The following is a 12,176-nucleotide window of genomic DNA, read 5'->3' as shown; positions in this document are numbered from 1 at the left end:
GATGCTGCTAGCGATCGATGTCGGCAACACCAACGCCAAATTCGCGCTGTTTCGCGGAGCCGAACTGCTCGCGCGCTGGCGTATTGCGACCGACGACCGCCGCACCGCCGACGAATATATGGTCTGGCTCGACCAGCTCATGCGGATCGAGGGGCACGATCGCGCCGAGGTCGACGCCGTCATCATCTCGACCGTGGTGCCGCGCGCGCTGCACAATCTGCAACTGCTGGCGCATAAATATTTCGGCGTCGACGCGCTCGTCGCCGGGCGCGAGCCGGTGAGCTGGGGCATCGCGCTCAAGGTCGACGAGCCGCAATCGGTCGGCGCCGACCGTGCGGTCAACGCGATTTCGGCGCAGGCGGTCGCGCCCGGCCGGGACAAGCTCGTCATCAGTTTTGGCACCGCGACGACGCTCGATCATATCGGGCCCGAAGGCGCCTATCTGGGCGGGATCATCGCGCCGGGGGTCAATCTCTCGCTCGAAGCGCTCGTCGCCGCTGCGGCCAAGCTGCCGCGCATCGCGATCGAGGCGCCTGCGACGCCCAGCGTGATCGGCCGCACCACCGAAAGCCAGATGCTGATCGGCGTCTATTGGGGCTATGTGGCGATGATGGAGGGCCTGATCGCCCGCATGAAGGCCGAGATCGGCACGCCGCTGACCGTCATCGCGACCGGCGGCCTCGCGACCCTGTTTCAGGAGCAGGCTCACCTCTTCGACCGCATCGAGCCCGACCTGACGCTGAACGGGCTGATGCACCTCTATCATCAAAGGAATATGCGCGCATGACGACTCCCGGCAAGGAGCTGCTTTTCGTCGCGCTCGGCGGGTCCGGCGAGATCGGCATGAACGCCAATCTCTATGGCTGCGACGGCAAGTGGATCATGCTCGACCTTGGCGTGACCTTCGGCAGCGCGGATTATCCGGGCATCGACATCATCATGCCGGATCTCGAATATATCGAGGACCGTAAGAAGGATTTGCTCGGCATCGTGTTGACCCATGGGCACGAGGATCATATCGGCGCCATCCCCTATCTTGCCGCCGACCTTGGCGTGCCGCTCTATGCCAACCGGTTCACCGCGGGGCTGATAGCGCACAAGCTCGCCGAAGAGGGGCTGGAGAAGGAGGTCGAGATCAAGGTCGTCGACATCGACGCGAGCTTTCAGGTCGGCCCTTTCGATATTCGGTTGATGCCGCTGGCGCATTCGATTCTCGAAATGAGCGCTGCGGTGATCAACACGCCCTATGGCCGCGTTTTCCACACCGGCGACTGGAAGCTCGACGACGATCCGATCCTCGGCATCCCGTCGAGCGCCGCGGCACTGACCGCGGTCGGCGACGAGGGCGTCGACGTTCTCGTCTGCGATTCGACCAACGCTTTCAATGCCGAGCCGTCGGGAAGCGAAGGCAGCGTCCGCGACGGGCTGATGCACGCGGTCGGCGCGGCGAAGGGCAGGGTGGTCGTCACCACCTTCGCCTCCAACGCCGCGCGGCTCGCAACCTTGGGCGCGGTGGCGAAGGCGACGGGGCGCACGCTGTGCGTTGCCGGGCGTTCGCTCGACCGTATCCTCGGCGTCGCGCGGTCGGTCGGATATCTGAAAGATTTCCCGCCGACGGTCGATTTCGACGAGGCGATGCGGCTGCCGCGCGACAAGCTGATGGTCATCGCGACCGGCGGGCAGGGCGAACCGCGCGCGGCGCTTGCGCGCATGGCGGGCGACGTCCACCAGATCAAGCTCGAGGCGGGCGATACCGTCGTTTTCTCCTCGAAGCAGATTCCGGGGAACGAGGTCGCGATCGGGCGGATCATGAACCAACTCGCCGCGAAGGACGTGCTGACCGTCACCGAGAAGCAGGCGCATATCCACGTCAGCGGCCATCCGGGCCAGCCCGAACTCGCCGCGCTCTACGGCTGGTTGCGTCCGAAGCTGATCGTGCCGGTGCATGGCGAGATCCGCCACATGCACGAACAGGCGCGCTTCGCGCTCGAAAGGGGCGTGCCCGACGCGCTGGTGCAGGAAAACGGCGATCTCGTCCGCCTCGCGCCCGGCCCGGCGCGGATCGTCGAGCGGGTGCGGTCGGGGCGGCTGCTCCTCGACGGCGACGTGATCCTCCCCGCCGATGGCGAGACGATCAACGAGCGGCGCAAGCTGGCGCTGAACGGCCAGATTTCGGTCGCGGTGGTGCTGTCGGGCGGCAAGTTCGTCGATAGCGCCATCCACTATCGCGGGGTGCCGGTCGAGGACGACCGTGAGTCCTTTATCGAGGAACTGAACGAGGCGGCCGAGCAGGCGGCGAACGGGAAGGCGCGCGACCGCGATGCGCTGAAGGAAGCAATCCGCCTCGGCGTTCGCCGCGTCGCTACCGACTGGACCGGCAAGAAACCGATCACCGACGTGCTGATCGTGGATATCTGAGCGATGAAATGGACCTCGGCCCTCGCGATCTACACGCTCTTCTGGGCGTTCAGCGCCTTCTTCGTGCTGCCCTTCCACGGCCGCGGCGCGGACGACGATGCGGTTCCGCTGGTCAAGGGGCAGGAGCCGGGCGCCCCCGCGCGCTTCCGTCCCGGACGCATACTGCTCCAGATGACGATCGTCGCGACGATCGGTTTTGTGATCTTCTATGTCGGCTATCTGCAGGGCTGGGCCGATCCCGACGTGCTCGGCGGGCGGGCCTGATCCGGGCGGCCTTCTTCAGAAGAACGAGCAACTTGGGGTGGGGATCAGTCCCCTTCCAACCTTCGTCATTCCCGCGAAAGCGGGAACCCAGTGTGGGGGCAGCCGACGCACGCGCTGGGCCCCCGCTTTCGCGGGGATGACAAAGTTAGGAGAGGCCGGGTGGCCGCAACCGGTCGAAAGCCGCCATCGCTAAAATCAGATCAGTTCCGCAGCCGGTCTATCGCCTGCGCCAATGCTACATAGAGTTTGCCGATATCCGACGACAGCAGGGTGACGCTGATCGCCGAACCGTCGCGTGCGCCGATCAGCAGGCGCAGCATTGCCTCGAAATCGTGGATGAACTGGTTCACCGACGCGTGGAAGCTGTCGTCATTCTGATAGAGGCGCAGGATTTCCTTGGCTTCACTATTCTCGACCAGCTTGACCGCGCGGCGCGAGAAAACGCCGCGGTCGCCCTTCAGATAGGCGTCCCACGCGGTGTCGCTGACTTCGCTCGACAGGATCTTGGTCATGTCGATCGCGGTCGATTTCAGCGCTTCGGTCAGCACTCCGACCTGCTTCGCGAGCGAATCGCGGTCGGATGCGGCGATCGCCTGTTCGGCCTCGATCGCGCGCTGTTCGACGCTGGCGCTGGTGTCCATGATCGTGATGAGCTGACGCATCAGCCGGTCGGCGGCGCCGTTCGCGGCCTCGACCGCGCGCTGCGAGGCGTCCTCGATCGCGGTGAGCTGCGCCATGATCTCCGACTTGAAGGCGGCGTCGATCGCTTCGGTCGCGGTCGCCTGCATCGCCTCGCGCGCGCCGGCGACAAGATTTTCCAGCGTCCGGCGCGCTTCCTCGGCCGCCGCATCGGCGGTCGTGCGGACCTCGCCGAGCGTCGCGATCATCCGCGCGCCGCCCTGTTCGGCGAAATCGTCGGCGCCGCTGCGCAGCCGCGCGAGCGCGGCGTCGGCCTCGGCGAGCGAGGCGTTGACGCGCTCGGCAAGCGCCTGCTGGCTTTCGGCGTGCGTCGCCATCTTCTCTTCGTTGGCCTGCAGCGTCGATTTGACTGCGCTGACGTGCGACAGCGCGGACTGCGCCACCAGTTCGGACGCTTCGAGCATCGGCTTGATCTCGGCCAGCGCGGTCTGCGTCGTCTTGCCGTGCGAGGCCATGCGGTCAAGCGCGTGCGGCAGTGTCTCGTCGAGCTCGCGCGTGACCGCGTCGAGCGCGAGGAGCAGCGATTCGGCCTGGGTGATGAGCTGGTGCGTCGAGCCGTTGCCGGTCTGCACTTCCGCCATGAAGGCAGCGAGCTGGCCCTTGGTGTCGTCGATCGCCCGGCCGATCACGCCCGTACTCGCCGAAACGCTGACGTCGAGAAGCTCGAGCTGCTGACCGACGTCGGCGACATGCGTCTTGATTCGCGCGGCAAGCGCTTCACTCGCCGCGCCATGCGCGGTCAATTGCGCCCCCATCGCGTCGCCGGCATCGCGTGCGGCGGCGAGGCGCGCGTCGAGCTGCGCCGCGGCGATATCGACGCCCTCGCGGAACTGGCGCCAGCTGCCGTCCATCTGCGCGGTCACGGCCGCGACCGTCGCCTTGAGATCGTCGCGCGCACTCGCCGCCGCCTGCGTCATGCGGGCGAAGGCGATATCATGCGCTTCGGTGATGTGGGCGGATGCTTCGGCCAGTCCGGCTTCGGTATCCTTTGCCTGCTGTTGCAGTGCGCCAATCGCTTCGTGCAGACTCGCGGCCGAGACTCCGCCCGTTTCCGCGACCCTGGTTGCCTCTTCCGACAGCGCGGCAAGCCTCGCTTCGAGGTTGGCGCCTTGCTGGTGCGCGACCAGTCCCGCCTCGCGGAAGTTGACCGCGAGGCGCTGTGCGACATCGTCGATCCGTGGCAGTCCGGCGAGCAGCCCGTCCATCCGCTGCATTGCGACATCGCCCGACCGCGCGAGTTGGTCGTGCGCATTGGCGATGACCGACGCATTGGTCGCGAGTTTGTCGCTGCTTTCGGTGAGCCGGGTCACCGTATCGAGCCCGAGTTGCTGCACGCTGCGCGCCTGTTCGGCGAGTTGCCGCTGCGCGTCGGCGAGATGCGCGGCCAGCGCGCGCATCGACTCGTTGAGCGCGTCATTTTCCTTGCGAAGCGTCCCGGCTGCGCGCGCGAACCGCGCCTGTTCGGAGCGGCCCGAGCGCAGCAGCGCCATCCACAGCACCGCGAGCAGGGTCAGCGGCATCGCGATCGTCGCCACAAGCGCGGGCGAGTCGGCCAGCGCGGGCGCGCGGGTGAAGCCGCCGGTCGCGGTGGCGAGCGCGAAGATCGTCCAACCCAGAGCCAGGAGAATCAGCAGAACAGGGGCAATGCGGTCGCGGAATGCCGAGGAGGCCTCGGCTTCGCCGGACATGTCATGATCTTCGGTTTCGGCGAGCGCCGACATATCGAGCCAATCCCGCTCCACCGGCTCGGCGGCTTCGGGCTGGGGCACGGATTCGGGCGTCGCAGCGTCTGCCGGGGCAGCTTCGCCCGCGCCGTTCGATTCCGGCTTTGCCCCGGAATCCCGCCACAATCCGACGATCTTCTTTTCCCCCGTCATCCTGCCATCTTAGCATCAAATGCCGGCCATGGAACGGAAACTTAACCACGATATGACAAGGCTGTGGAATGTCGTTCGATAGCGGACCCCTCGACCGGTATATCAGCGCGGCGGTCGGCGACGATCCGGTTGCGGCGCGCGAGCTGCGCCTGAGCTTTGCCGCGGGCGCGCGCGAGCTTGCCGACCTGATGCGCCGATCGCGTTGCGACGCGAACTGGCATGTCGCCGCCGAACGGTTGAAAAGCCTGGCCGCGACCTTTGGCATCATCCCGTTGATCCAGCTTGCCGAAGCGGCGATGGACGGCGTGCCCGGCGATCCCGCCGTCCTGCGCGATATCAACGCGGCGATCGAGAGCATCGCATAAGCGCGCCTGTATCGGCGGGTTCAATTCTCGTTCAGCCGCCCGCCGCCAATGGAAATATCGATCCCGGCCGTCTTGCCTTGGCAACGCTACGGGTCTAGCCGCGTTCTGAACTGCGGCTGGCCCCCGCTTGTCTCACGGCAAGTCGGCCGTTTCTGAGGAGAGATTTTGATGTTCACCCGTTTCCGCCCGATGTCCGCAACGGCGATGGCGGCTATTCTCGGCTGCTCGATGATGGCTATGGCCGCCCCCGCAGCGGCGAAGGAAAAGCCGAAGAAGGAAGAGGCGGCGAAGGGGCCGTCGCTCAGCCCGAGCAAGGCGTTCGGCCCCGTCGGCAAGAAAATGGAAGACGCCGCCAAAAAGAAGGATGCGGCCGCGCTCCAGGCGGCCGTGACCGAAGGGCAAAGCGTCGCGAGCAGCAACGACGACAAATATTTCCTCGGTTTCTACACGCTGCAACTCGGCATTCTGAACAAGGATGAGGCGTTGCAGGAGCAGGGCCTCGACATTGCGCTCGATTCGGGCTTTGTCCCGGCGTCCGATGCGGGTCTCTATAATTTTTATTCGGGCCGCTTCGCTTATGTGAAGAAGAATTATCCGAAGGCGATCCAGCGTTTCGAAGCCGCCAAGGCCGCGGGATCGGCCGAAGAGTCGCTGCCCGTTCTGCTGATGGACAGCTATCTGAACGCCGGTCAGGTCGACCAGGGAATTGCCATCGCAAAGGCCGGGATCGAAGCGGCGCATGCCGCCGGCCGACCGGCATCCGAAGATCTCTATGTCCGTCCGGCCAAGGCGCTTCAGGCCGCGAAGCGGACCGACGATCTGCTCGACATTTTGACGTTGCGGGTGCGCGACTATCCGCAGCCGGAGATTTGGCGCAACACGCTTTATATCCTGTTGCAGCAGGTCGGGGGCGACAAGGATCTCAACCTCGACATCCTGCGCCTGATGCGCGCCACGGGCGCGATGACCGACCGCGGCGAATATCTGGAATATACCGCGCTCGCCACCGACGCCGGCTTCCCGGGAGAGGTCGTCTCGGTGATCAACGAAGGGGCTGCCAAGAACATCTTCCCGAAGAGCGATGCGCGCTTCGGCCCGCTTCTCGCCTCGCAGACCGAACGTGCGAACGCCGACCGGTCGGGCCTGATCGCCGACGCCGGCAAGCCGGGATTGACCTCCAATCCCAAGGTCGCGCGCAGCACCGCCGACGCGCTTGTCAGCATCGGCGAAGTCGCGAAGGCGATTCCGATCTATGAAGCGATCGCATCGGCCGATCCGGTCGCGCAATATCGCCTCGGCGTCGCGCAGGCACTGGCCGGTCAGTCGGATGCGGCGGTCGCGAGCTTCGCGAAGGTGCAGGGTAACCGGGCCCGCCTCGCCAAGCTGTGGACCGTCCATGTCCAGGCTAAGGCGGCACCGGCCGCACCCGCGGCGGCGCCAGCCCCCGCCAACTGATCGCACCGTTTGCAAAGAAAGGGCGCCTTCCCGGTGGGAGGCGCCTTTTTTGTCGAGTCGAATTGTTGTCAGGTTTCGACGGGAATACCTGAAAGCTGCTTGGCGGTGCGGATCGTGAGGGAGGTCTTCACGCTCGTGACGTTGGGGGCCGATGTCAGATGCGCGGTCAGGAAGGACTGGAAGCTCTGCAGATCGCGCGCGACGACCTTGAGCAGGAAGTCGATCTCGCCGTTCAGCATATAGCATTCGCGCACTTCGGGGAGCTGTCCGACATAGTCTTCAAAGGATTTGAGGTCGGACTCGGCTTGGCTGCGCAGGCTCACCATCGCGAAGACCGTGATACCATAGCCGAGTTTCGCTGCATCGAGGTCGGCGTGATAGGAGCGGATGACGCCCGACTCCTCGAGCGCGCGCACCCGGCGCAGGCAGGGCGGCGCCGTCAGCCCGACCATCTGCGCCAGCTCAACATTGGTCATCCGCCCGTTTTTCTGCAGCTCGGCGAGTATCTGCAAGTCGATCTGATCGAATTTCTGGGTGGCCATCATTGAAACATCCGCTTTCCAAAACTGCGATGACCATAATAATATTTCAGCCGATTGCAATTGTCCCACAATGTGACGTGGATGGTTAAGGCACTTTCATGACCGGATGATTCACGCTAGCCGCTAAGCTTACGCTAACCAACGAACAGAGTGTGGGGCCGGCTTCGCGTGACTGCTGACTCGATGATCGCGACCATCTTGCGCCAGGCGCCGGGCGATCCGCGTTCGCGCATCGCGGCGTGGCGCCAAATCTCCGATATTCTGGCGCAGCGCGGTAATCAACTGTCCGATGAGGATGTTCGGCGTGCGCTGCACGCGCTCGCCATATTGCGGTCGCAGGTGCCCGAAAAGATACGCCGCGATTGCGCCGCGGCGATCGCGCGCCACGGTCGCTTTGCGCCGCTCGTCGCCTTCTATGCCAATGACGTGCCCGCCGTGTCGGCGGCGATGCTTCGGCGCGCGCGGTTGGCGGAAGCGGACTGGCTCGCGCTGCTTCCCGCAACCGCTGCGACCGCGCGCTCGATTCTCGCCGGGCGCGACGACCTGTCCGATTCTGTGCGGCGTGCGCTCGAAAGCCTGGGTGCGGGGTCTGTCGCGCTACCGCAACCGGCCGCGGTTTCGGTTGCCGCCGAACCGCAGGTCGATGAGTCGCTGACGGCAGCGGACGGCGCGCCGAGCCAGATCAGCGAGCTTGTCCGCCGCATCGACCGTTTCCAGTCGGCGCGGGCGCAACCCACGGCGCGAAAGGCCAGCACCGGCTTCCTGTTCGAGGCGGGGCCGGACGGGCTGATTCGCTGGGTCGACGGCATCACGCGCGGCGCGGCGATCGGCCTGTCGATCGCCGAATCCGCCCTCGGCGGGGAGCCGGGTGCCGATGGCGCGGCTGCGGGTGCCTTTCGCCAGCGCGCGGAAATCGTCAACGCCCGCATGGTTCTAGAGGGCGCAGCGACCGATGCCGGTGAGTGGCGCTTTTCGGCCGTGCCCTGGTTCGATTCGGCAACCGGGCAGTTTCGCGGCTATCGCGGCAGCGCGCGCCGCCCGCAGCCGAGCGAAATGCCTTATGGACGTCCGGCCGCCGAGGAGTCGGGCGATTCGATCCGCCAGTTGATCCACGAATTGCGCAGCCCGCTCAATGCGATTTCGGGGTTTGCCCAGATCATCTCGGGCCAGATGTTCGGGCCGGTCAGCGCCTCCTATCGCGCGATGGCGGAAGCGATCGTCGCCGACGCGGCCGCGATCCAGGCGATCATCGAAGATCTCGACACCGCGACTCGCGCCACCGGACCGCAAGTGGCGCTGCCGCCCGGCGAGACGGCCGACCTTGGCGCCGTGATGACGCAGGTCGAGATGGATTTGGGTGCGATCCTGGCCGATCAGCAGGTCGGCCTCAGCATTTCGCGGGTCGGCGGACCGTTCGTCGCACAGGTCGGCGATGCCAATTCGCGGCGCATGATCGGCCGGCTGTTGACGGCGCTTGTCGATATTTCGGAACCCGGCTCGGTGCTTGTCGGGCAGCTCGTGACCGAAGCCGCGCAGGACGATACGCTGCAACTGCGCATCGTCCGCCCGCTCGCGATCCGTTTCGCGACCGCCGCCGACCTGCTCGATCCCGGTTTCAGTCCCGAAGGCGAAGCCCCCGGCGCGGCGATTCTGAGCCTCGGCTTTTCGTTGCGCCTGGTCGACAGCCTGGCACGCGGGGCGGGAGGACGACTCGATATTGGGCATAACGCCTTGACCTTGCATCTGCCCTCGGCCAACCCAAGCACCGAGCTAGGCGTCCAGCAGGGCGAATAGCCCGCGCGAGCGGGCTGGGGGCGGAAGGGAAAAAGGTGCAGCCTGCGGGCAGTTTCCACGCATATCCGGCGGCTGCGGGACTTGTCGGTCTCGAAGACGGCGAGCGACCGCGTTTCTGGGTGACCTGCGACACCGAGGAGGATTTCGATTGGTCGGCGCCGTTCGCGCGCACCGGATACCGGCTCGATTCGGTCCCTGCGCTCGCCGAATGCCAGAGTTATTTCGAACGGGCGGGGGTGAAGCCCATCTATCTGGTCGACTGGCCGATCGTCGCGGATGACCGCGCTGTCGCCATATTGGGCGACGCCCAGGCACGGGGGCGATGCGAGATCGGCGCACAGCTTCATCCCTGGGTGACGCCCCCGCACGACGAGCCGGTGAACGAGCGCAACAGTTATACCGGCAATCTGCCGCCCGCTTTGCAGCGTGCCAAGATGGCAGCGCTGCGCGACGCGATCCGCGATCGGTTCGGGGTGGCGCCCACGGTTTATCGGGCCGGGCGTTACGGCCTGGGATCCGAAACCGCCACGATGCTCGCCGAGCTCGGCTTCCGGTGCGACACGTCGGTGCGTGCGGGGTTCGATTACCGCAGCGGGCACGGTCCGGATTATCGCGCCGCTCCGCTCAAGCCCTGGTGGGTGCCGACGGCGCATGGCGCGGTGCTCGAGGTGCCGGTGACGACGGTGTTCGGTGGTCTTATGGGGCTGAAGGGAAAGAGCCTCTATCATCGCCTCACGCGTAACGGCACGCGTATGCGGGCAGCATTGGCGCGGCTCGGACTGGTCGAACGGATCGCGCTGACACCCGAGGGTATTCCCGCGGAGCGCGCGTGCCGCGCGATCGATATCGCATTGGACCGGGGGCTTCCGGTGCTCAATTTCTCTTTCCATTCGCCGTCGCTGCAGCCCGGAAACACCCCTTATGTCCGAAGCGATGCCGATCTCGATCTTTTTTATCGCTGGTGGGACAATGTGCTGGACCATCTTGCGCTGCGCCGGGTGGAGGCGACCGACGCCGCGGCGATCCTGGCGATGGCTGAGCGGAAAGCGCCGGCCGGCTGACCCAAGCCGCTTGCCAATCGCCGTCATGCTCCGCTATCGCCCGCACATCCCCCGCCGGGTGTGAAAGGGGGCCTGTAGCTCAATGGTTAGAGCTGGCCGCTCATAACGGCTAGGTTGCGGGTTCGAGTCCTGCCGGGCCCACCATAACCTCCCCTCATGGTTGCGATGCGGCACGGCAGGGCTTGCTATTCGCCGCCGACGAAAATGGGTAGCGAGCGCAAACCGCGCATCACCAGGCCCGGAATCCATTCGAGTTCATGACCGGTGGCAAGCGTCAGATCGGGAAAGCGACGCGCCAATTCCTGCAGAATGGTTCGGGAGGCAACGCGTGCAATGCCCGCGCCCGGGCAGATATGTGGCCCTCGCCCGAATGACAGATGCCGGGCCAGCCCGGAACGAGAGCAATCAAGAAGCGAGCCCGCCATAAAGACGGACGGATCGCGATTCGCCGCGCCAAGGGCGATGAAAATCAGATCGCCCTCGCGAACGGTGATGCCGGCTATCTCTAAGTCTTCACGCGCATATCGCGGGGTCGCGAGTTCAAGCGACGGGTTGAGCCGCAGGCATTCCTCGATGGCGCGCACGGCGGCATCGTCATCTTCTGCAATGGCCCGCCAGGTTTCGTGGCCATCGGCGAGCAACCAGACTGCGGACGACAGCAGATGCCCCGTTGTCTCATAACCGGCCGAGAGAAGGAGATAGGCAAGGGCCATCGCTTCGCGATTGTCGAGATCGCCGCGCGATGCCGCTCTGCCAAGAATTGCCAAGGCGCCATCGCCGGCATGGTCGGTGTCCTCCTCAGCGAGGCCCGCAAGATAGGTTTCGATTTCGTCCGCAATCTCGTTCGCCCGGTTCTCGCCGCCCAAATCCGACCGTGTCAGCCTGTCGTTCCATGCGTGTATCTTTGCCATGTCGTCGAGCGGAATGCCGACGATCGTGCAGGTGATCTCCAAAGCCACGGGCATGGCGACGCGGGTCACAAGATCGAAGTGCGTCTCGTCGCGGTCGAGGATCGCCAGGCGGCGAGCGATGATCTCGCGCGTCAGAGTCTCGATCCTCGCGCTCGTCCAATATGCCAGGGCGTGTCGGAGTTGGCGTCGAAGCCGTGTATGCTCGGGCGGATCGGCTATGAGCAGGTGGCGATATAGAGGATGCGTTTCGGGAGCGGATGGGTCCTGAAGCGGCGATATTTTGGAAAGCCGATGATCGGCCAGAAGGTTGCTGGAAAGTGCATGACCCGTCACCAGCCAAGCCTCGCCGCCAAACGGAAGCGCAAATTTTAACAGGGGGGCGTTGGCGACGGCTGCGAGCTGGCTGACCGCATCGATGCTGCGGCTTTTGAAATCGGCGTCCATGAAAGGCAAAGACGCCAATATGTCCGACAAATTTCTTCTCCGACCGAAGCGTAAAGCGATATCGAGCTTGACATCCTGTAACCTAAGTTGACATTATCCAACCGAAATCTTTCGATTTCGGGTCGCGCCCTAATTGGAGGAATGTACCATGCAGGCCAATTTGAACGTGATGCGCCGCGAGTTCGAAATCGTGAAAGAACAGATGCTCGCTGGCGGCGATATCGATTTCAAAGCTGTATCTGCTGCCGCGACGGTGAGCGCGGATAATGATCTTCACGCCGGGCATCGCTGCCCTTGGCATACGTGCCAGGCAACGCGGCACTGATCCCACTATAGGTCTCCGATA

The 12,176-nt window shown here is 65.0% G+C and carries 11 protein-coding genes and 1 tRNA gene; 9 read left to right on the top strand and 3 right to left on the bottom strand.

Features of this window, described 5'->3' with window-relative positions:
• Position 1: 1 nt before the first annotated feature.
• From ACVENA_RS09200 to ACVENA_RS09190, 3 genes are read left to right on the top strand one after another with little or no spacing between them, the layout of a single operon-like run.
• The gene (locus ACVENA_RS09200; protein WP_449328547.1) at positions 2-787 is read left to right on the top strand and encodes a type III pantothenate kinase; all 786 of its coding nucleotides are present in this window, start codon (positions 2-4) and stop codon (positions 785-787) included.
• A complete protein-coding gene (locus ACVENA_RS09195) occupies positions 784-2,418 on the top strand; it encodes a ribonuclease J (RefSeq protein WP_449328546.1) in 1,635 nt (544 codons plus the stop codon). The genes ACVENA_RS09200 and ACVENA_RS09195 overlap by 4 nt, the downstream gene beginning before the upstream one ends.
• Before the next feature lie 3 nt (positions 2,419-2,421).
• Positions 2,422-2,682: a DUF1467 family protein gene (locus ACVENA_RS09190; RefSeq protein WP_449328545.1), complete on the top strand. Its 261-nt coding sequence runs from the start codon at positions 2,422-2,424 to the stop codon at positions 2,680-2,682.
• A 200-nt stretch (positions 2,683-2,882) separates the two neighbouring features.
• Here ACVENA_RS09190 and ACVENA_RS09185 read toward each other — a convergent pair whose 3' ends face one another.
• On the bottom strand, positions 2,883-5,258 hold the full coding sequence (locus ACVENA_RS09185) for a hypothetical protein (protein ID WP_449328544.1): 2,376 nt from the start codon (positions 5,256-5,258) through the stop codon (positions 2,883-2,885).
• Between the two features lie 68 nt (positions 5,259-5,326).
• On the opposite strand from ACVENA_RS09185, the gene ACVENA_RS09180 reads away from it, so the two are divergent.
• Positions 5,327-5,623, top strand: a complete 297-nt coding sequence (locus tag ACVENA_RS09180) for an Hpt domain-containing protein (RefSeq protein WP_449328543.1) — start codon at positions 5,327-5,329, stop codon at positions 5,621-5,623.
• 168 nt (positions 5,624-5,791) lie between these two features.
• Positions 5,792-7,078: a tetratricopeptide repeat protein gene (locus ACVENA_RS09175; RefSeq protein WP_449328542.1), complete on the top strand. Its 1,287-nt coding sequence runs from the start codon at positions 5,792-5,794 to the stop codon at positions 7,076-7,078.
• Between the two features lie 68 nt (positions 7,079-7,146).
• Here ACVENA_RS09175 and ACVENA_RS09170 read toward each other — a convergent pair whose 3' ends face one another.
• Positions 7,147-7,620, bottom strand: a complete 474-nt coding sequence (locus ACVENA_RS09170; RefSeq protein ID WP_257550227.1) for an Lrp/AsnC family transcriptional regulator — start codon at positions 7,618-7,620, stop codon at positions 7,147-7,149.
• Positions 7,621-7,788: 168 nt separating this feature from the next.
• On the opposite strand from ACVENA_RS09170, the gene ACVENA_RS09165 reads away from it, so the two are divergent.
• From ACVENA_RS09165 to ACVENA_RS09155, 3 genes are all read left to right on the top strand, one after another.
• On the top strand, positions 7,789-9,414 hold the full coding sequence (locus ACVENA_RS09165) for a histidine kinase dimerization/phospho-acceptor domain-containing protein (RefSeq protein WP_449328541.1): 1,626 nt from the start codon (positions 7,789-7,791) through the stop codon (positions 9,412-9,414).
• 35 nt (positions 9,415-9,449) lie between these two features.
• Entirely contained in the window at positions 9,450-10,475 is a 1,026-nt protein-coding gene (locus ACVENA_RS09160; protein ID WP_449328540.1) for a polysaccharide deacetylase family protein, read from the top strand.
• Positions 10,476-10,543: 68 nt separating this feature from the next.
• Positions 10,544-10,619: transfer RNA gene (locus ACVENA_RS09155), tRNA-Ile, on the top strand.
• Between the two features lie 41 nt (positions 10,620-10,660).
• On the opposite strand, the gene ACVENA_RS09150 is transcribed toward ACVENA_RS09155, so the two are convergent.
• The gene (locus ACVENA_RS09150) at positions 10,661-11,830 is read right to left on the bottom strand and encodes a cytochrome P450 (protein ID WP_449328539.1); all 1,170 of its coding nucleotides are present in this window, start codon (positions 11,828-11,830) and stop codon (positions 10,661-10,663) included.
• A gap of 148 nt (positions 11,831-11,978) precedes the next feature.
• Here ACVENA_RS09150 and ACVENA_RS09145 point away from each other — a divergent pair, with 148 nt between their 5' ends.
• Entirely contained in the window at positions 11,979-12,155 is a 177-nt protein-coding gene (locus ACVENA_RS09145) for a hypothetical protein (RefSeq protein ID WP_449328538.1), read from the top strand.
• Positions 12,156-12,176: the final 21 nt, after the last annotated feature.

The sequence above is a fragment of the Sphingopyxis sp. 550A genome, from assembly GCF_053569535.1.
This window is presented reverse-complemented; position numbering and strand designations above follow the sequence as displayed.